The following is an 18,386-nucleotide window of genomic DNA, read 5'->3' as shown; positions in this document are numbered from 1 at the left end:
GGCGCGCGTGCCTGCCCGCCCTCAGTTCAGTCGCGCGCCCGCGGGTGCGCGGCCTCGTAGACCTCGAGCAGGCGCCGGCCGTCCACGGCGGTGTAGCGCTGGGTGGTCGAGAGCGAGGCGTGGCCGAGCAGCTCCTGGATCGCCCTCAGGTCGCCGCCGGCGCCGAGCAGATGGGTCGCGAAGGAGTGGCGCAAGGCGTGCGGCGTCGCGCTTTCGGGCAGGCCGAGCCGGTCGCGCAGCAGCTGGACGCGGCGCTGCACCTCGCGCGGCGACAGGGCACCGCCGCGCTTGGCGCGGAACAGCGGCGCCTCGGCCGGCAGCGGCCAGGGGCAGGCGGCCCGGTAGGCGGCGACCGCCTCGGGAATCGCCGCAAGCAGCGGCACCCGGCGCTGCTTGCGGCCCTTGCCGAGCACGGTCAGGGCCTGCTGGCCCGGCCCCGGCGCCTCGCCAGCGCTCAGCCCCAAGGCCTCGGAGATGCGCAGCCCGGCGCCGTAGAGCAGCAGCAGCACCGCGGTGTCGCGCAGCGCGATCCAGGGCTCGTCGGCCAGCTCGCCGACCGTCTCGACCGCGTCGCGCGCGTCCGCGGCGGTCAGTGCCTTGGGCACCGGGCGGTCGAGCTTCGGCGTCCGGACCGTCGCCAGGATCGGGTTCTCCATCAGGCCGCGCCGGGCGCTCCAGCGGAAGAAGCCGCGCACCGTTGAGAGGGCACGGGCCGTCGAGCTCTTGGCCAGGCCCTGACCGGCGCGCCGGGCCAGCCAGGCGCGGAAGTCGGCCGCGCGCAGCGCCGCCAGGTCGGCGAGGCTCGGCGCGCCGCCGAGATGGCCGGCCAGGAAGGCCAGGAAGGCGTCGAAGTCGCCGGTGTAGGCGGCGAGCGTGTGCGGCGAGGCGCGCTTCTCGCTCCTGAGCCAGGCCTGCCAGTCCTCGACGGCCTGCAGCAGGTCGGGGGCCGCCGCCCGGCCGACGATGCCGCCGGCTCCGCTCCCGGCGGCCGCGCCGGCGGCTATTCGGGCAGGTCGAGCCATGCCCTGAGCTGGCTCTCCAGCACCTGGGCCAGGAAGGACAGCAGCTCGGTGCCCTGGGAGGGCTGGAAATGCCCCTCCTGGCGCGAGCCGAGGGCCAGCAGGGTCGGCGGCGTCGCGCTGGAGACCGCGAGGCGCACCAGGGCCTGGGACTGCACCAGGCCGGCCGCCGGGCCGAACAGCGTCGGGTCGCCGGGCAGCTCGGCCTCCAGCCGGATCGTCTTGCCGGGACCGAGCAGGGCCGCGACCGTGCCCTGCGGCACGCGCAGCACGCCGCGCGTGCGGACCTGGGCCGGGACGTCGGCCGAGGGCTCGACGCAGATCGTGACGGCGTCGAGGTCGAGCATCGCCGCGAGGTCGGTCGCGACCGTCTCGATCAGGTGCTCGAAGGAGCGGGCGCGCAGCAGCGCCAGGGCCGCCTGCTGGATCCGGCTCTGGACGGACTGGTTGCTGCGCAGGGTCAGCAGCAGCTCCTCGTGGCTGCGCCTCAGCTCGTCGTTCTCGCGGCGCAGGCGCTCGACCATCGCCTGCTGCAGGTCGACCACGCTGCGGCCGGCGCCGGCCAGGGCCGGACGCGCCGGCGCGTCCAGCACGTCGAGCAGCTCGGGCCGCTCGGCCAGGAACTCGGGGTGCCGGCGCAGGTAGCCCGCGACCTGATCGCCGTCGACCGCCTGGCGGGCCGGCGGTTCGCCGGGCTCGACAGGCTTCTCTTCGGCCGCTGGGTCGCGGCGGTTCTGCGTCACGGATCCCTCCTCTCCTCCCGCGACTCCGCGGATTCGCTTAGACTCTAACCCATGGTCCCCGAGGGTGAAAGCTGGCAGGGCGACGGCGCGCCCCCCGATGCAGCGCCGGCGGAAGCGGAGGCGGTTCGCCTGGCCGTCCTGCTGCCGCTGCCCCTGGCCGGTAGCTACAGCTACCTGGCGCCGGCCGCGGCAGGGCTCGGGCCGGGCGACCTGGTGCTCGTGCCGTTCGGCCGGCGCGAGCTCTGGGGCGTGGTCTGGGACCGCGAGACCGGCCCGGATGGGGCACCCTCGGCCGAGGCGGCGCTCGACACCGCCCGCCTGAAGTGGGTCGGCCGGCGCCTGCCGGCGCCGCCGCTGCCCGAGGTCTCGCGGCGCTTCGTCGACTGGGTCGCGGCCTACACCCTGGCCGCGCCGGGGGCGGTGCTGCGCATGGTCGTCTCGGTCTCCTCCGCCCTGGAGCCGCCGAAGCCGCAGCAGGCCGTCCGCCTGGTCGAGCCGGCGCCGGAGGGCCTGCGGCCGACGGCCCAGCGCCGGGCCGTGCTCGAGGCGGCGTCCGAGGGGCCCGCCCGGCCCGCCGCCGAGCTGGCCCGCGCCGCCGGCGTCACGCCGGAGGTCGTGCGCAAGCTGGTCGCGCTCGGCGCGCTGGAGACGGTCGAGCTGCCGGCGCCGCCGCCCTTCGCGCTTCCCGACTGGTCGCGCCCGGCGGTCGACTTCTCGGCGGCCCAGGCGGCCGCGGCGGAGGTCCTGCGCGGCAAGGTCGGCGCCGGCTTCTCGGCGACCCTGCTCGACGGCGTCACCGGCTCGGGCAAGACCGAGGTCTACCTGGAGGCCGTCGCCGCGGCCCTGGCGCGCGGCGAGCAGGCCCTGGTGCTGCTGCCCGAGATCGCGCTCTCGGCCCAGTGGCTGGAGCGCTTCGAGCGGCGCTTCGGGGTCGCGCCGGCCGAGTGGCACAGCGATCTCGCCCCGCCGCAGCGCCGGCGCACCTGGCGCGCCGTCGCCGAGGGCGAGGCGCGGGTCGTCGTCGGCGCGCGCTCGGCGCTCTTCCTGCCCTACCCGGCGCTCGGCGTGATCGTCGTCGACGAGGAGCACGACGGCGCCTTCAAGCAGGAGGAGGGCGTGATCTACCACGCCCGGGACATGGCCGTGGTGCGCGCCAGCCTGGGCGCGATCCCGGTCGTCCTGGCCTCGGCCACGCCTTCCCTGGAGACCCTGGTCAACGTCCAGGCCGGCAAGTACGCCGAGGTCCGCCTGCCCGATCGCCACGGCGGCGCCCTGCTGCCCGAGATCACCGCCATCGACCTCAGGGTCGAGAAGCCCGAGCGCCTGCCCGACGGCAACCCCGGCTGGCTGGCGCCGCCGCTGCGCGAAGCCCTGGCCGGGACCCTGGCGGCCGGCGAGCAGGCCCTGCTGTTCCTCAACCGCCGCGGCTACGCGCCGCTGACCCTCTGTGATGCCTGCGGCCACCGGCTGCAGTGTCCGCACTGCACCGCCTGGCTGGTCGAGCACCGCTTCCGCGGCCGGCTGTTCTGCCATCACTGCGGCTACGCCCGGCCGCTGCCCCCGGCCTGCCCCGCGTGCGGGGCCGAGGACAGCTGGCGGGCCTGCGGCCCCGGCGTCGAGCGCCTGCTCGACGAGGCGCGGCTGCTGTTCCCGGAGGCGCGCGTCGCCCTCGCCTCCTCCGACACCCTGACCGGCCCGCGCGCCGCCGCAGAGCTGGTCGAGCGCCTGCGCGACCGCGAGATCGACCTGCTGATCGGCACCCAGATCGTCGCCAAGGGCCACCACTTCCCGCACCTCACCTGCGTCGGCGTGGTCGACGCCGACCTCGGGCTCGCCGGCGGCGACCTGCGCGCGCTCGAGCGGACCTGGCAGCTGCTCCAGCAGGTCGCCGGGCGGGCCGGCCGGGACGCCCTGCCCGGCCGGGTCTTCCTGCAGAGCCACGACCCCGACCATCCGGTGATCCACGCCCTGGTCGCCGGCGACCGCGAGGGCTTCCTGGCCTACGAGACGGAGGAGCGGCGGCGCGGCAACAACCCGCCCTTCACCCGCCTCGCCGCGATCATCCTCAGCGACCCGGACCCCAGGCGGGTCGACGGCCTGGCCCGCGCGCTGGCGCGCCGGGCGCCACGCCGCGACGGGCTGGAGGTGCTCGGCCCGACCGAGGCGCCGCTCGCGGTGATCCGTGGCCGCCACCGGCGGCGTTTCCTGGTGCGCGCCCGCCGCGACCTGCCGCTGCAGCGCCTGCTGCGCGACTGGCTGGCCGAGGTCAAGGTGCCCTCGAGCGCCCGGCTGGCGGTGGATATCGACCCCTACTCATTCTTCTAAGCCAGGCGGCGCCCGCCTCGCTCCCGCGCCCCTCCTATCCCGCGAAGCGCAGCGACAGGCAGGACAGGCCGCCGTCGAGCTTGGCCGCCTCGGAGAGGTCCAGGACCGTCAGCGCGTAGCCGGCCTTGTCCAGCCGCTCGGCCGTGCGCGGGAAGCCGGCGGCGAGCAAGACCCGGTCGTTGACCCGGATCGCGTTGGCCGCCGCCTCCTCGCCCCCGGCCGTCTCGACGACCCGGTAGCCGGCGAAGCAGCCGGCGGCGGCGAGCCGCGGCGTCGCCAGCACGGCGTCGTCGCCGAGGGTCGCGCAGTCGCTCTTCAGGTGCAGCACGCCGGCCGGGGTCTCGGCGCGCCGCACCCGGTAGCCGAAGGGCGCCAGCGCCGCCGCCAGGGCCTCGATCCCGGCCGCGTCGGTGCGCGCCGAGAGGCCGACCAGCACCTCGCGGTCGGTGGTCAGGATGTCGCCGCCGTCGATCGAGGCCGTCTCGGGCAGCCCGACGACCCGGCCGAAGGCGGCCTCCAGGTCGGGCAGCAGGGCCGCGCTCTCGCCGCGCCGGCTCGGCGCGCCGGGCTTCAGCGCGACCGCGAGGCCGGGAAAGCAGAGCGCGGCGTCCTCGATGAACACGCTGTCCGGGAAGGCTTCGAGCGGCGGCAGCAGGGTGACCGCCACGCCGGCCGCCTCGAGGGCCGCCCGGTAGGCCGCGTGCTGCCGCTCGAAGAGCGTGAGATCGGGGTCTCCGAGGTCGATGGCCCGCAGCCCGCGTGCGATGGTGGCGGCGGGCCGACGGGTGATCGCCCGGGTGAAGCGGCAGGACAGTCCCGGATGGGCGTCGGTCATCGGCAGGGCTCCGCAGGAAGGCGTCCGGTCGGCTCCGCGCGGGGGCGGAGCAACCGCCAGCCTAGCAGTCTCCGACGACCCTGCGGACGGCTGTTTTCGGGGCTCTTGCCGCGCTGCAGCGCAAGCCGGCTTTTCGGCGTCCGACTCGGCTTGCAGTGGGTTGGGGGCTGTGTTACCAAGCGCCCGCCTTCGGCCAGGAGCCGCCGCGCGCGACCGTTCGCGCTGCCGCGTTCCCGCGGCCCGAGAGGCTTCATCCGACGATCCGGTGGGCGTTGCGCGGATCGGTCAGCGGACTTGAGGAGAGGCGAGGGGTTTGGCAGGCGAGGACTCACCTGTAGGCGGCCTGGCGGAGCGCTACGCGACGGCGCTGCTCGACCTGGCCGACCAGGCCAAGAAGCTCGACGCGGTCGCCGACGACCTGCGCGGGCTCAAGGGCCTGATCGAGGAGAGCGACGATCTGCGCGGCCTGCTGCGCAGCCCGCTCTACGATCGCGACGAGCAGACCAGGGCGATGGACGAGATCCTCGGCAAGGCCGGGGTCGACGACCTGACCCGGCGCTTCGTGCTGGTGGTCGCCGAGAACCGCCGCCTCTTCGCGCTGCCGCGCATGATCGACGGCTATCTCGAGGAGCTGGCGCGCCGGCGCGGCGAGGTCACGGCCAAGGTCACGGCCGCACGCAAGCTCGACAAGGACCAGCTCAAGACCCTGCAGCAGGCGATCGACAAGGTCGTCGGCGGCAAGGCGAAGATCGAAATGAAGGTTGATCCGGCGCTGCTCGGCGGTCTCGTCGTGCGGGTCGGCAGCCGTATGATCGACGGCTCTGTGAAGGGCAAGCTCGATCGTCTCCAGGTGGCGATGAAAGGGGCTCAGTGATGGACATCCGCGCGGCGGAAATCTCCGAGATCCTCAAGCAGCAGATCGAGAACTTCGGGGCCGAGGCGGATGTTGCCGAGGTTGGCCAGGTCCTGTCGGTCGGCGACGGCGTGGCCCGTGTCTACGGGCTGGACAACGTCCAGGCCGGCGAGCTGGTCGAGTTCCCGGGCGGCATCAAGGGGATGGCGCTGAACCTCGAGACCGACAACGTCGGCATCGTGCTGTTCGGCGACGACCGGGGCATCAAGGAAGGCGACACGGTCAAGCGGACCGGCTCGATCGTCGACGTGCCGGTCGGCCGGGGCCTGCTGGGCCGCGTCGTCGACGCGCTCGGCAACCCGATCGACGGCAAGGGCCCGCTCGAGAACGTCGAGCGGCGCCGCGTCGAGGTCAAGGCGCCGGGCATCATTCCGCGCAAGTCGGTGCACGAGCCGATGCAGACCGGCCTCAAGTCGATCGACTCGCTGATCCCGATCGGCCGCGGCCAGCGCGAGCTGATCATCGGCGACCGCCAGACCGGCAAGACCGCGATCGTGCTCGACACCTTCCTGAACCAGAAGCCGACCAACGACGCCGGCGACGAGAAGGCCAAGCTCTACTGCATCTACGTCGCCATCGGCCAGAAGCGCTCCTCCGTGGCGCGCTTCGTGAAGTCGCTGGAGGACCGCGGCGCCCTGGACTACTCGATCGTCGTCGCGGCGACCGCCTCGGACCCGGCGCCGCTGCAGTTCCTGGCGCCCTACGCCGGCTGCAGCATGGGCGAGTTCTTCCGCGACAACGGCATGCACGCGGTGATCTGCTACGACGACCTGTCGAAGCAGGCCGTCGCCTATCGCCAGATGTCGCTGCTGCTGCGCCGTCCGCCGGGTCGCGAGGCCTTCCCGGGCGACGTCTTCTACCTGCACAGCCGCCTGCTCGAGCGCGCGGCGAAGATGAACGACGAGCTCGGGGCCGGCTCGCTGACCGCGCTGCCGATCATCGAGACCCAGGCCGGCGACGTCTCGGCCTACATCCCGACCAACGTGATCTCGATCACCGACGGCCAGATCTTCCTGGAGACCGGCCTGTTCTATAAGGGCGTGCGCCCGGCGGTGAACGTCGGCCTGTCGGTCAGCCGCGTCGGCTCGGCGGCCCAGATCAAGGCGATGAAGAAGGTCGCCGGCTCGATCAAGCTGGAGCTCGCGCAGTTCCGCGAGATGGAAGCCTTCGCGCAGTTCTCCTCCGATCTCGATGCCGCCACCCAGCGTCTGCTGCAGCGCGGCCAGCGCCTGACCGAGCTGCTCAAGCAGCCGCAGTACAAGCCGCTGCCGGTCGAGGAGCAGGTCGTGGTGATCTACGCCGGCACCCGCGGCTATCTCGACAAGGTGCCGCTCGCCAAGGTGACCGACTTCGAGCAGAAGCTGCTCGGCGAGATGCGCGAGAAGGGTCGTCAGGTGCTCGATGCGGTCCGCAGCGAGAAGGACCTGTCGTCGGAGACCGAGGAGCGGCTGAAGGCGCTGCTCGAGGACTTCGTCAAGACCTACGTCTGAGCCATCGGCTTCGAACGCGTGACCCGGACCGAGAGGACCTGTTGAGGCGCCATGGCTGGCCTTAAGGAACTGCGCAACCGCATCGGCAGCGTCAAGAACACGCAGAAGATCACCTCTGCGATGAAGATGGTCGCTGCCGCCAAGCTGCGTCGGGCCCAGGAGCAGGCGGAGGCCTCGCGGCCCTATGCCGAGCGCATGGAGCGCATGCTCGGCTCGCTGGCGGCGGCCAACAAGAGCCAGGCCGGCGGGCCGAAGCTGCTGAGCGGCACCGGCTCCGACCAGGTCCAGCTGGTCGTGGTCGCGACCGCCGACCGTGGCCTCTGCGGCGCCTTCAACTCCTCGATCGTCCGCGAGGCGCGGCGCTTCATCGAGAGCAAGCTGGCCGACGGCAAGGAGGTCAAGATCCTCTGCGTCGGCCGCAAGGGTCGCGACCAGCTGCGCCGGATCTACGGCAACCGGATCGTCGCCACGCTGGAGGACGTCTCCAAGCCGCGGCCGTCGTTCGAGAAGGCCAACGAGATCGGCCTGCGCCTGCTCGAGATGCTGGAGGCCGGCGAGTTCGACGTCGCCACGCTGTTCTATGCCCGCTTCAAGTCGGCGATCAGCCAGATCGTCACCCGCCAGCAGCTGATCCCCTTCGCGGTCGAGGAGGTCGAGGCCGAGGCGGCGCAGGCGAGCAGCAGCCTGGTCTACGACTTCGAGCCGGAGCAGGAGGACATCCTGCGCCAGCTGCTGCCGCGCAACCTCTCGGTCCAGATCTACCGGGCCCTGCTGGAGAACGCGGCGAGCGAGCACGGCGCGCGGATGAGCGCGATGGACAACGCGACGCGCAACGCCGGCGACATGATCAAGCGCCTGACCCAGGTCTACAACCGGACCCGCCAGGCGGCGATCACCAAGGAGCTGATCGAGATCATCTCCGCCAAGGAAGCGATGTAGCGGCAGCGCCCCGCGCCGAGCCGGCGCGCGCTGCGGAAGAGTTTGACGCGAAGGAGTTCGCTTAGATGGCCAAGACGTCCGCCAAGAATCTCGTTGGCAAGATCACCCAGGTGATGGGCCCGGTCGTCGACGTGCAGTTCGACGGCGACCTGCCGGCGATCCTCAACGCCCTGGAGACGATGAACGGCGACCAGCGGCTGGTCCTCGAGGTCGCCCAGCACCTCGGCGAGAACACCGTGCGCGCCATCGCCATGGACGCCACCGAGGGTCTGGTTCGCGGCCATGAGGTGAGCGACACCGGCAGCCCGATCTCGGTTCCGGTCGGACCGGAGACCCTGGGCCGCATCATCAACGTCATCGGCGAGCCGATCGACAACCTCGGCCCGGTCGAGACCAAGCAGACCTCGCCGATCCATCGCGAGGCGCCGCCCTACGTCGACCAGTCGACCGACGCCGAGATCCTGGTCACCGGCATCAAGGTCATCGACCTGCTGGCGCCCTACGCCAAGGGCGGCAAGATCGGCCTGTTCGGCGGCGCGGGCGTCGGCAAGACGGTGCTGATCATGGAGCTGATCAACAACGTCGCGAAGACCCACGGCGGCTACTCCGTCTTCGCCGGCGTCGGCGAGCGCACCCGTGAGGGCAACGACCTCTACCACGAGATGATGGAATCGGGCGTCATCAAGACCGACGGCCCGGGCTCCAAGGCGGCGCTGGTCTATGGCCAGATGAACGAGCCGCCGGGCGCGCGCGCCCGCGTCGGCCTGACCGGCCTGACCCTGGCGGAGTACTTCCGCGACGAGGAAGGCCAGGACGTGCTGTTCTTCGTCGACAACATCTTCCGCTTCACCCAGGCGGGCTCCGAGGTGTCGGCCCTGCTCGGCCGCATTCCCTCGGCGGTGGGCTACCAGCCGACCCTGGCCACCGACATGGGCAACCTGCAGGAGCGGATCACCACGACCAAGAAGGGCTCGATCACCTCGGTGCAGGCCATCTACGTGCCGGCCGACGACCTGACCGACCCGGCCCCGGCGACCTCCTTCTCGCATCTGGACGCGACCACCGTGCTGAGCCGCCAGATCGCCGAGCTGGGCATCTATCCGGCCGTCGATCCGCTCGACTCGACCAGCCGCATCCTCGAGCCGGCCGTGGTCGGCGAGGAGCACTACAACGTGGCGCGCCGGGTCCAGGCGACCCTGCAGCAGTACAAGCAGCTGCAGGACATCATCGCGATCCTGGGCATGGACGAGCTGTCCGAGGAGGACAAGCTGACCGTCGCCCGCGCCCGCAAGATCCAGCGCTTCCTGTCGCAGCCCTTCGACGTCGCCCAGGTCTTCACCGGCTTCCCCGGCGTCCAGGTGCCGCTCGAGGAGACCATCAAGGGCTTCAAGGGCCTGGTCGAGGGCGAGTTCGACCACCTGCCCGAGGCGGCCTTCTACATGGTCGGCTCGATCGAGGAGGCCAAGGAGAAGGCCAAGAAGCTCGCCGCCGAGGCGGCCTAAGGCCGGGACAGGGGAACGGTCATGGCCGAGATGGTCGCATTCGAGCTGGTGTCGCCCGAGGAGCTGCTGATCTCCGAGGACGTCGCCATGGTCGTGGTGCCTGGCGAGGAGGGCGACTTCGGCGTCCTGCCGCGCCATGCGCCGCTGATCTCGAGCGTCCGTCCGGGCGTGATCTCGGTCTACCAGACGCGCCAGGCAGTCACCGAGCGGATCTTCGTCGCCGGCGGCTTCGCCGAGGTGACGCCGGAGCGCTGCACCGTGCTGGCCGAGCTGGCGATACCGGTCGACAAGATCGATCGCGCCGATGCCGAGCAGCGGCTGAAGGACGCACGCGAGGATCTCGCCGACGCAAAGGACGAGCTCGCCCGCAGCCTGGCGGCCCGCGAGATCGCCATCCGCGAGGCCATGATCAAGGCCTCCGAGGCCTGACGTTCAGCGCGCTTCCCTCGCGCCTCCGGCTTTCCTAAAATCCCGGACGGTCACCCGAGTCGGCGTTCCGATTCGGGGGGCGGCCGCACCCACGCAGGCGTCGTCTTGCGGGGCGCGGAACAGCAACTTACATCTGTCTTCGCGCGTTGGGGTGATGTCTCTCCGGCCTCCTGCCCGGGGCGACGGCGCGAACCGGAGAGGAAGGGGCAAGAGCAGCGATGACTCGCAAGCACTGGACTCTTGACGACATTCCCTGGGACCGGTTCGACCGCAGCAAGGTCGATGCCCAGTTGGTGAAGATCGTCAAGGCGGCGAGCCTCGTCGAGTACAACGCCGACGACTACGCCGACTACCTCTGCAACGTCTTCCTCGACGATCTGGACTTCCAGGGCGAGGCCCGGCGCTGGGCCGCCGAGGAGGTGCAGCACGGCGAGGCGCTCGGCCGCTGGGCCCAGCTGGTCGATCCGACCTGGGATTTCGAGGCGGCCGTGCGCCGCTTCCGCGACGGCTACCGGATCTCCGTCGACGCCACCGAATCGGTGCGCGGCTCGCGTGCCGGGGAGCTGGTCGCCCGCTGCATCGTCGAGGTCGGCACCTCGAGCTACTACGGCTCCCTGGGCGAGGCCTCAGAAGAGCCCGTGCTACGCGCGGTCTGCCAGCGCATCGCGGCCGACGAGCTGCGCCACTACAAGCTCTTCTACGACTACCTGAAGCGCTATCTCGACAAGGAGAACATCGGCCGGCTGCGCCGCCTGCTGATCGCGCTCGGGCGGATGCGCGAGACCGAGGACGACGAGCTGTCCTACGCCTACTACGCGGCCAACGCGCCGGCCAGCGAGGGCTACGACCGCAAGCGCTGGTCGGATGCCTACATGGGCCGCGCCTACCGGATCTACCGCCGCAAGTACGTCGACCGGGCGACCGCGATGACGCTCAAGGCCGCCGGCCTCGATCCGCAGAGCCGCCTGGCCGACTGGATGTCGCGCGGCGCCTACTGGATGATGAAGAGCCGCGCCCAGCGCCTGCCCGAGGACGACGGCGTCGCCGCCTGAGTCCGCGGCGGCCCGCCGGCGGCGCTGACGCGAACGCCGGGGTGAGGCGTGAAGGGGAGCGTCGATGGTCGCGCACCGCCAGACGTCGTTCCTCTTCGACCTCGACGGCACGCTCGTCGACAGCCTCTACCAGCACGTCCTGGCTTGGCAGGAGGCGCTCGACGCCGAGGGCATCGAGCTGTCGGTCTGGCGCATCCATCGCAAGATCGGCATGAGCGGCGGCCTGTTCACCAACATGCTGCTGCGCGAGACCGGCCTGGAGATCGATGCGGCCCGCATCGAGCGCCTGCGCCGCTGCCATGCGGCGGCCTACAACAGCCGCTCCGATCGCGTGCGGCCCCTGCCCGGCGCCCGCGCGCTGCTTGCCCACCTGAGCGACCAGGAGATTCCCTGGGGCATCGCCACCAGCGGCCGCATCGAGACGGCCGGGCCGGTTCTGGAGCGGCTCGGCGTCGACCTCGCCCGCATCCCCGTGGTGACCCGGGACAAGGTGAAGTACGCCAAGCCCGATCCCGACCTGTTCCTGGCCACGGCGGAGGCGCTCGGCGTCGAGATCGGCAGCGCCTGTGTCGTCGGCGACAGCATCTGGGACATGATGGCCGCACGCCGCGCCGGGGCGCTCGGCGTCGGCCTGCTGTCCGGCGGCTACGGCCGTGACGAGCTGGAGCGCAGCAGCGCCTACCGGGTCTACGAGGATCCGGCCGACCTGCTGCGCCACATCGACGAGGTCGGCGGCCGCTACTGAGCGGCCCCGCCGCCTTCGATCAGCGGCGCGAACTCCTCGACCAGGCGGCGGTAGAGCTCGACCTTGAAGGGCACGATGAGCTGCGGCAGCTCGCGCAGGGACGCCCAGCGCCAGGTCGTGAACTCCTGGTCCGGCCCGAAGATGTCGATCTCGCTCTCGTCGCCGAGAAAGCGCATGGCGAACCACTTCTGCTTCTGGCCCCGGAAACGGCCGCCCCACAGCTTGGGGATGAGGTCGAGCGGCAGGTCGTAGGCCAGCCAGTCCCGGCTCTCTGCGAGCAGCTCGACCGAGGTGACGCCGGTCTCCTCCTGCAGCTCGCGGTAGGCCGCCGGCAGCGGCGCCTCGCCCTGGTCGATGCCGCCCTGGGGCATCTGCCAGGCCGCGGTCTTCATGTCGGCGCGCTGGGCGACGAACACGCGGTTGCCGGGATCGAGCAGCAGGACGCCGACGCCGAGCCGATAGGGCAGGCGCTCCGCCTCGGCCCGGTCGATGCTGCCGCTCGCGGTCGGGTCGTAGCTCGGATGGCTCATCGCGCTTCCTTCTCGGGTCATTCCGGCGGCGGCTGGCGGCCGATCAGCGAGCTGATCGGCGCCAGCGCCAGGCCCTTCTCCTTGAGCCCGGCTGCCCAGGTCTCGAGCTGCCGGAAGGTCGTCGGGTAGACGTTGGCCATGGCGATGGCGACGCCCTTGGTGCGGGCCAGCCGCTCGACCTGGGCGAGCCGCGAGTCGATGGCGTTGGCCTGGACGAACTCGCCGTCGAGCGTGCGGTCGTTGTAGAGCGTCGGCACGCCGAGCTGCCGGCCGAGCTTGACCGCGACGCTGTTGTCGCTGGCGCTGTTGTCGAGAAAGATCAGCCCGCGTGCGCCGAGCGCGCTGAGCACCGGACGCAGGGCGTCGGCGTCGGCGGTGAAGCGCGAGCCCATGACGGCGGCGACGCCGACGTAGGCGCTGCCGCGCGCCAGGACCTGGCTCAGCTGGTCGAGGTTCTGCTCGGGCGTCTTCGAGACGAAGAGCGCGAAGTGTCCCGGATCGCTGTTCGGATAGCTGGTCGGCTCCATCGGCAGGTCGAGCATGACCTCGTGGCCGTTGGCGCGCGCCTGGGCCAGCCAGGTCTCGACCCCCCGGGCGTAGGGCGAGAAGGACAGCGTGATACCGGCCGGCAGGTCCTCGATCGCCTCCCGGGTCAGGCTGTCGTGGAGGCCGAGACCGGTCACCACCACGGCGATGCGCGGCACGCTGGGCGCGCCGGCGTAGGGCATCGCGAAGCGTTGCCAGGCCGGCTCCACCGGGGCCGGCGGCGGCGCCGGCTCGGGTTTCGGTATCGCGGCCTGCTGCTCGGGCCCGGCGTGCTGGCCGGCCGAGCCCTCGGTGCCGTGATCGGGCTTGGCCGGCGGTGGCGGCGCCGTGGGCGTGTGCTCAGCCTCGCTGCGCTGCGTCGGCGCGGGGCCGGCGGGCGGCTCGGTGGGCGCCTCGGCGGGTTCCGGCGCGGCGGTCGACGGCATCGCCTCGCTGGGCACCGCGCCCGCCGGTCCGGCGGGACTCTGCTCCGGCGGCTGGGGCGCCGGCACCGGCGCTTCCTCGAAGCGCGGCGGCGGCGTCACGGCCGGCTCGGGCAGACCCGCCTGGTAGCTCAGGAAGGCGTAGATCAGCGCGCCGCCGACGGCGAGCAGCAGCAGCAGCCAAGCCAGGGCGAGCGCCAGCAGGCCGCGACGACGCGGCCGCCCCGGCTGTCGGCCGCCCCGGCCGCGTCCCTTGTCCTTCACCGACGCTGCACCCACGACTGTCCGGCGGCCTCGGCGGCCGCCTCCCCCTTGCCGGTTCGCACCTGCCGGTCGCGCGGCAGGCCGTTGGCGCGGCGCCCGATCCGACAGGGCAACCTATCGGAAGCAGGCGGCCGGAGAAAGCCGGCCGCACGCCGCGCCCGGGCCGGCCGGCACGGCATGCCGGCCGCCCGGGTCGCGCGTCCCGGAACGGTCAGTTGGTGGTCCGCTGGCTGAACAGGTAGAGCCCCTTCAGCAGGTCGACCGCGCGGGCCAGCTGGTAGTCGTCGACGGCCTCGTCGGGGCTGCCGCCGGCCGTCGCGCCGGGCGCCTTGCCCGCACCGTCCTTGCCCTGGTCGCCCGGCTTGCCCTTCTCGCCCTCCTTGGGAGGCTGCGGCTTGGGCAGGGTGTCGTTGGTCAGGGCACCCGGCAGGTCGGCCTCGCGGCGCTGCGGGCCGCCCTTGATCTCCTCGAGCTTGGCACGCGCGACGTAGATGTCCGGCGTGATGCCGGTGTTCTGGATCGAGCGGCCGCTCGGCGTGTAGTAGCGCGCCGTGGTCAGCCGCATCGCCCCGTGCTGGGCCAGCGGGATGATCGTCTGGACCGAGCCCTTGCCGAAGGACTTGGTGCCCATGATGATCGCGCGCCGGTGGTCCTGCAGGGCGCCGGAGACGATCTCCGAGGCCGAGGCCGAGCCGCCGTTGATCAGCACGACCATCGGAATGCCGTCCGCGAGGTCGCCGGGCGTGGCGTTCCAGCGCTTGGTGTCGTCCTGGTGACGGCCGCGGGTCGAGACGATCTCGCCCTTGTCGAGGAAGTCGTCGGCGACCGTGATGGCCTCGTCGAGCAGGCCGCCCGGGTTGTTGCGCAGGTCGAGGATCAGGCCGTGCATCTTGTCGCCGAGCTGGCGCTTCAGCGATTCCATCGCCTGCTCGACGCCCGGCGAGGTCTGCTCGTTGAAGGTCGTGATGCGCAGGTAGCCGATGTCGTCGCCCTCGACGTGGCTGCGCACCGACTGGACCTTGATGACCGCGCGCTTCAGCGTGACGTTGAAGGGCTCCTGGTCGCCGCGCACGATGGTCAGGGTCAGGCTGCTGTCGACGGGCCCGCGCATCTTGTCGACCGCCTCGCTGAGCGACAGGCCCATCACCGGCTCGCCGTCCAGGTGGGTGATCAGGTCGCCGGCCTCGAGGCCGGCCCGGTAGGCCGGCGTGTCCTCGATCGGCGAGACCACCTTGATCACGCCGTTGTCCAGCGTGACCTCGATGCCGAGGCCGCCGAACTCGCCGCGGGTCTGGATCCGCATGTCGCCGAAGGACTCGGGATCCATGTAGCTGGAGTGCGGGTCGAGGCTGCTGAGCATGCCGCGGATCGCCGCCTCGATCAGCTTCTCGTCGCTGACCTGCTCGACGTAGTCGCTGCGCACCCGCTCGAAGACGTCACCGAACAGCTTGAGCTGCTCGTAGGTAGACTGGTTGTCTTCCGCCTGGGTCGCCGGCAGCGCCGTCAGCAGAAAGACGGCCGCGGCCGCCGGAAGAAGGAATCGCATCAGCCTCTCGCTTTGTCGTCGCCAGTTGCAAGCAGGGGCAGCGGATCGATCGGATCTCCGTCTTTCCGCAGCTCCAGATAGAGCCTCTGGTCGGGCTCCGCACCCGTGCGGAGCGTACCGACCGGTTCCCCGGCCAGGACCCACTGTCCGACAACCGCCGTCAAGCGGCCGAAGCCCGCTACCAGGGAATGATATTCGTCGCCATGTTGGATGATCAAGATAAGCCCATAGCCGCGGAAAGGCCCGGCATAAACGACGCGGCCGTCGTAAGGCGCCACCACCGTCGAGCCGGCGCGGGCCGTCAAGGTCATGCCCTGAGTCGATTCGAAGCCGCCCTGTGCCGGTTCGCCGAAGCGCCGGGAGATGCGCCCGCGCACCGGCATGACCAGCGTGTGCGGCTTGCCGTCGAATTGCCGCAGGCCGTCGGGCTTGCCGAGATCGACCGGCGGCGCGCTCGGGACCGCTGCGACCTGGGGGGCCGCCGCCGGTGACGGGGCGGCCTTGCCCGCCGCTGGCGGCGTGCTCTGGCCGCCCTGGGTCGCCTGGGCCTGCCGGGCCGCCTCGGCGCGGGCGCGTGCCTCGGCGGCGGCGGCAGCCTGCTCGGCGGCGACGCGCGCCCGGCGCGCCTCGTCCTCGCGGCGCTTGCGGTCCTCGTCGAGGCGGCGGATCAGGTCGCGCAGCGACTGCGCCTCGTCGGCCAGCTTCGCGACCTGCCGCTCGGTCGCTGTCTGGTGCGCGCCGGTCTCGGCCTCGAGGGCCTGCTTGCGCTCGACGAGGCTGTCGAGCTTCCGGCGCTCGCCGGCCAGGCGCGTCGCGGCGCTGCCCAGCTCGCGGCGCTGCCCGTCGATCTGCTGATGCAGGTCGGCCAGCGTCTCGAGGTCCTTGCGCAGCTTGGCCGCCTTGGCCTCGATCGCCGGCACCGCGACGCCCAGCAGCAGGGCGCCGCGCGCCAGATCGAGCGGCTCGCCGGGCTGGCCGAGCAGGCTCTCCGGCGGCAGCAGGGCGACGCGCTGCAGCGCCGCCAGGGTCTCGGTCAGCTGCTGGCGCTGCAGGTCGAGGCTGTGGTTGAGCCGCGCCTCCTCGGCGCGCAGGGCGGCGAGCGTGTACTCGATGGCGTCGAGGTCGCTCTCCAGGTTCTGGGCATCGCGCGCCGCGGTGATCGCCTGCTGGCGCAGGCCGGCGATCTCGTCACGCAGCGCCTGACGCTGGCGCGACAGCTCCTCGGCCCGGCTCTTCTTGCGTTCGAGCTGCTGCTGGACATCCTGCAGCTTGCTGGCCGGCGCCGCCGGCTCGTCGCCCGCCGCCTCCGCGCAATTGCAGGCAGCCGCCGCCAGACTCACGGGCAGCGCGGCCGACAGCAGAAGGCGGGACAGGCGCATCGGCGGCAGCCTAACGAAAAAGCGGTGTCGCGTCGCGTTACGCTCGCTTCATCATGCCGTGAGGAGGGGACCGCGGCGCGCGCTATTCCGCCGCGGCCTCGCCGTCGAGGAAGCGATAGGCCGTCGGGCGGCCGTCCTTCAGCTCGAACAGCATCGGCACGCCGGTCGGGATCTCGACGCCGGAGATGTCGTCCGGCGTGTTCATGCCGAGCACGACCAGCAGGGCCCGCACGGTGTTGCCGTGGGCGCCGACCAGCACCGTCTCGCCGGCCCGGAGCTTCGGCAGGATCTCGCGCTCGTAGTAGGGGCCGACCCGGGCGACGACGTCGGCCAGGCTCTCGCCGCCCGGCGGGGCGACGTCGTAGCTGCGCCGCCAGATGTGCACCTGCTCCTTGCCGTAGCGCTCGGCCGTCTCGGCCTTGTTGAGGCCGGCGAGGTCGCCGTAGTCGCGCTCGCGCAGGTCGTCGTGCCGGGTGATGATCCAGTGGCCCTCGGCGTCGCGCAGCTTCTCGTTGTCGCCGCAGGCGTCCATGGCCAGCTCGACCGTGCGGTAGGCGCGCTTCAGGGTCGAGGCGTAGAGCCGGTCGATCGGCATGCCGCGCAGCGCCCGGCCGCCCTTCCTGGCCTCGGCTTCGCCGGCCTCGGTCAAGTCGACGTCGACGAAGCCCGTGAAGCGGTTCTGGGCGTTCCAGTCGCTCTGGCCATGGCGCAGCAGCAAGAGGGCGTTCATCGCGATCGGGTCCTCCTCGGGTTCGGCGGCCCCTGTTTAGCGTCCGGATCGGCCGGAATAAAGGCCCCCGCGAACGGGCGCGGGAGGCGAAAGGTCAGGCTCGGTGGTAGGGGTGGCCGGAGAGGATCGAGTCGGCGCGGAACAGCTGCTCGGCGATCAGCACGCGCACCAGCATGTGCGGCCAGGTCATCGCGCCCAGCGACAGCCTGAGGTCGGCGCGCGCCAGCAGGGCCGGGCCGTGGCCCTCCGCCCCCCCGATCGCGAAGGCGGCGTCGCCGACGCCCTCGTCGCGCCAGCGCCCGAGGGTCTCGGCCAGAGCCTCCGACGACAGCGTCCGGCCGCCGCCGTCGAGGGCGACCAGCCGCGCCGCGGACGGGCAGGCTTCCAGCAGCAGCCCGGCCTCGCGGGCCTTGAGCGCGGCGGCGGCCAGCGGCCGCTTCTCCTCGACTTCGCGCAGGTCGAGAGGCCCGAGCGGCTGACCGCGCAGGCGCCGGGCGTAGTCGTCGTAGAGCGCGGCCATCGGCCCGCCGCGCAGGCGGCCGACCGCCAGGAGGTGAAGACGCATGCGCGCAGTCCGCGGCGCGGCCGCCGGCCGCGCCGCGCGTCCTAGGCCTGCGGGTGCGGCTGCGGCGTCGCCGGTGCCATGCCCCACATCTTCTCGAGATTGTAGAACTCACGCACTTCGGGGCGGAACAGGTGGACGACAATGTCGCCGGCGTCGATCAGCACCCAGTCGCAGCTGCGCAGGCCCTCGACCGCGACCGGCAGGCCAGTGGCCGCCTTCAGGCCCTGCTGCAGACGTGCGGCCAGGGCCGCGATCTGGCGCTGGTTGCGCCCGGTCGCGATGACCAGGGTGTCCGCGAAGCTGCTTTTCCGGGAGAGATCGATGACGACGACGTCTTCCGCCTTGCCGTCGTCCAGAATGCCGCGGGTGAGCTCGATCAGCTGCTCGGGATCGACCGCTCCGCCGCGGATGG

At 72.2% G+C, this 18,386-nt stretch carries 18 protein-coding genes; 8 read left to right on the top strand and 10 right to left on the bottom strand.

Annotation, left to right across the window (positions count from 1 at the left end):
- Positions 1–26 precede the first annotated feature (26 nt).
- Together B9O00_RS07455 and B9O00_RS07450 are read right to left on the bottom strand one after the other, a co-directional pair.
- Entirely contained in the window at positions 27–1,022 is a 996-nt protein-coding gene (locus B9O00_RS07455; protein ID WP_085121837.1) for a tyrosine recombinase XerC, read from the bottom strand.
- The gene (locus B9O00_RS07450) at positions 1,001–1,762 is read right to left on the bottom strand and encodes a DUF484 family protein (RefSeq protein ID WP_159460138.1); all 762 of its coding nucleotides are present in this window, start codon (positions 1,760–1,762) and stop codon (positions 1,001–1,003) included. The genes B9O00_RS07455 and B9O00_RS07450 overlap by 22 nt, the downstream gene beginning before the upstream one ends.
- A gap of 51 nt (positions 1,763–1,813) precedes the next feature.
- On the opposite strand from B9O00_RS07450, the gene B9O00_RS07445 reads away from it, so the two are divergent.
- Complete coding sequence (locus B9O00_RS07445) at positions 1,814–4,087, top strand: primosomal protein N' (RefSeq protein WP_085121836.1); 2,274 nt, start codon at positions 1,814–1,816, stop codon at positions 4,085–4,087.
- Between the two features lie 34 nt (positions 4,088–4,121).
- On the opposite strand, the gene B9O00_RS07440 is transcribed toward B9O00_RS07445, so the two are convergent.
- A complete protein-coding gene (locus tag B9O00_RS07440) occupies positions 4,122–4,922 on the bottom strand; it encodes an arginine deiminase family protein (protein ID WP_085121835.1) in 801 nt (266 codons plus the stop codon).
- Between the two features lie 313 nt (positions 4,923–5,235).
- Between B9O00_RS07440 and B9O00_RS07435 the strand changes: the two genes are divergently transcribed.
- From B9O00_RS07435 to B9O00_RS07405, 7 genes are all read left to right on the top strand, one after another.
- Positions 5,236–5,796, top strand: coding sequence for a F0F1 ATP synthase subunit delta (locus tag B9O00_RS07435; protein ID WP_085121834.1), 561 nt, complete (start codon positions 5,236–5,238; stop codon positions 5,794–5,796).
- A complete protein-coding gene (gene atpA / locus B9O00_RS07430; RefSeq protein WP_085121833.1) occupies positions 5,796–7,325 on the top strand; it encodes a F0F1 ATP synthase subunit alpha in 1,530 nt (509 codons plus the stop codon). The genes B9O00_RS07435 and atpA overlap by 1 nt, the downstream gene beginning before the upstream one ends.
- Before the next feature lie 51 nt (positions 7,326–7,376).
- Positions 7,377–8,264 (top strand): F0F1 ATP synthase subunit gamma, encoded by an 888-nt coding sequence (locus B9O00_RS07425; protein WP_085121832.1) that lies wholly within the window; start codon positions 7,377–7,379, stop codon positions 8,262–8,264.
- A gap of 65 nt (positions 8,265–8,329) precedes the next feature.
- Positions 8,330–9,766: a F0F1 ATP synthase subunit beta gene (atpD, locus tag B9O00_RS07420; RefSeq protein ID WP_085121831.1), complete on the top strand. Its 1,437-nt coding sequence runs from the start codon at positions 8,330–8,332 to the stop codon at positions 9,764–9,766.
- Between the two features lie 21 nt (positions 9,767–9,787).
- On the top strand, positions 9,788–10,195 hold the full coding sequence (locus B9O00_RS07415) for a F0F1 ATP synthase subunit epsilon (RefSeq protein ID WP_085121830.1): 408 nt from the start codon (positions 9,788–9,790) through the stop codon (positions 10,193–10,195).
- Between the two features lie 218 nt (positions 10,196–10,413).
- Positions 10,414–11,247, top strand: coding sequence for an acyl-ACP desaturase (locus B9O00_RS07410; protein WP_085121829.1), 834 nt, complete (start codon positions 10,414–10,416; stop codon positions 11,245–11,247).
- Between the two features lie 64 nt (positions 11,248–11,311).
- Positions 11,312–11,992 (top strand): HAD family hydrolase, encoded by a 681-nt coding sequence (locus B9O00_RS07405; protein ID WP_085121828.1) that lies wholly within the window; start codon positions 11,312–11,314, stop codon positions 11,990–11,992.
- Here B9O00_RS07405 and B9O00_RS07400 read toward each other — a convergent pair.
- From B9O00_RS07400 to rsfS, 7 genes are all read right to left on the bottom strand, one after another.
- A complete protein-coding gene (locus tag B9O00_RS07400) occupies positions 11,986–12,522 on the bottom strand; it encodes an RNA pyrophosphohydrolase (RefSeq protein ID WP_085121827.1) in 537 nt (178 codons plus the stop codon). The two genes, B9O00_RS07405 and B9O00_RS07400, sit on opposite strands and share 7 nt — an antisense overlap.
- A gap of 17 nt (positions 12,523–12,539) precedes the next feature.
- Complete coding sequence (locus B9O00_RS07395) at positions 12,540–13,754, bottom strand: divergent polysaccharide deacetylase family protein (protein ID WP_085121826.1); 1,215 nt, start codon at positions 13,752–13,754, stop codon at positions 12,540–12,542.
- A gap of 211 nt (positions 13,755–13,965) precedes the next feature.
- Positions 13,966–15,300: a S41 family peptidase gene (locus B9O00_RS07390; RefSeq protein ID WP_085121825.1), complete on the bottom strand. Its 1,335-nt coding sequence runs from the start codon at positions 15,298–15,300 to the stop codon at positions 13,966–13,968.
- A complete protein-coding gene (locus tag B9O00_RS07385; RefSeq protein WP_085121824.1) occupies positions 15,300–16,679 on the bottom strand; it encodes a murein hydrolase activator EnvC family protein in 1,380 nt (459 codons plus the stop codon). The genes B9O00_RS07390 and B9O00_RS07385 overlap by 1 nt, the downstream gene beginning before the upstream one ends.
- 82 nt (positions 16,680–16,761) lie before the next feature.
- Positions 16,762–17,409: a 2,3-bisphosphoglycerate-dependent phosphoglycerate mutase gene (locus B9O00_RS07380; protein ID WP_085121823.1), complete on the bottom strand. Its 648-nt coding sequence runs from the start codon at positions 17,407–17,409 to the stop codon at positions 16,762–16,764.
- Between the two features lie 94 nt (positions 17,410–17,503).
- Positions 17,504–17,974, bottom strand: coding sequence for a 23S rRNA (pseudouridine(1915)-N(3))-methyltransferase RlmH (rlmH, locus tag B9O00_RS07375; protein WP_085121822.1), 471 nt, complete (start codon positions 17,972–17,974; stop codon positions 17,504–17,506).
- 41 nt (positions 17,975–18,015) lie between these two features.
- Positions 18,016–18,351 carry a ribosome silencing factor gene (rsfS, locus tag B9O00_RS07370; RefSeq protein WP_322111238.1) on the bottom strand — a complete coding sequence of 112 codons (336 nt, stop codon included), beginning with the start codon at positions 18,349–18,351 and terminating at the stop codon, positions 18,016–18,018.
- Positions 18,352–18,386 lie beyond the last annotated feature (35 nt).

The organism is Tistlia consotensis USBA 355, from assembly GCF_900177295.1.
GTDB classification, from domain to species: domain Bacteria; phylum Pseudomonadota; class Alphaproteobacteria; order Kiloniellales; family DSM-21159; genus Tistlia; species Tistlia consotensis.
Note: the sequence above shows the minus strand (reverse complement) of the source record. Positions and strands in the feature narration are given on the sequence as shown.

Excerpts from the sequence above, each read along its gene's own strand:
- B9O00_RS07455 (WP_085121837.1), bottom strand. The coding sequence starts at position 1,022 with ATGGCTCGACCTGCCCGAATAGCCGCCGGCGCGGCCGCCGGGAGCGGA.
- rlmH (WP_085121822.1), bottom strand. The coding sequence starts at position 17,974 with ATGCGTCTTCACCTCCTGGCGGTCGGCCGCCTGCGCGGCGGGCCGATG.
- B9O00_RS07380 (WP_085121823.1), bottom strand. The coding sequence starts at position 17,409 with ATGAACGCCCTCTTGCTGCTGCGCCATGGCCAGAGCGACTGGAACGCC.
- B9O00_RS07445 (WP_085121836.1), top strand. The coding sequence starts at position 1,814 with ATGGTCCCCGAGGGTGAAAGCTGGCAGGGCGACGGCGCGCCCCCCGAT.
- B9O00_RS07440 (WP_085121835.1), bottom strand. The coding sequence starts at position 4,922 with ATGACCGACGCCCATCCGGGACTGTCCTGCCGCTTCACCCGGGCGATC.
- B9O00_RS07415 (WP_085121830.1), top strand. The coding sequence starts at position 9,788 with ATGGCCGAGATGGTCGCATTCGAGCTGGTGTCGCCCGAGGAGCTGCTG.
- B9O00_RS07385 (WP_085121824.1), bottom strand. The coding sequence starts at position 16,679 with ATGCGCCTGTCCCGCCTTCTGCTGTCGGCCGCGCTGCCCGTGAGTCTG.
- B9O00_RS07425 (WP_085121832.1), top strand. The coding sequence starts at position 7,377 with ATGGCTGGCCTTAAGGAACTGCGCAACCGCATCGGCAGCGTCAAGAAC.
- atpA (WP_085121833.1), top strand. The coding sequence starts at position 5,796 with ATGGACATCCGCGCGGCGGAAATCTCCGAGATCCTCAAGCAGCAGATC.
- B9O00_RS07405 (WP_085121828.1), top strand. The coding sequence starts at position 11,312 with ATGGTCGCGCACCGCCAGACGTCGTTCCTCTTCGACCTCGACGGCACG.
- B9O00_RS07410 (WP_085121829.1), top strand. The coding sequence starts at position 10,414 with ATGACTCGCAAGCACTGGACTCTTGACGACATTCCCTGGGACCGGTTC.
- B9O00_RS07390 (WP_085121825.1), bottom strand. The coding sequence starts at position 15,300 with ATGCGATTCCTTCTTCCGGCGGCCGCGGCCGTCTTTCTGCTGACGGCG.
- B9O00_RS07400 (WP_085121827.1), bottom strand. The coding sequence starts at position 12,522 with ATGAGCCATCCGAGCTACGACCCGACCGCGAGCGGCAGCATCGACCGG.
- atpD (WP_085121831.1), top strand. The coding sequence starts at position 8,330 with ATGGCCAAGACGTCCGCCAAGAATCTCGTTGGCAAGATCACCCAGGTG.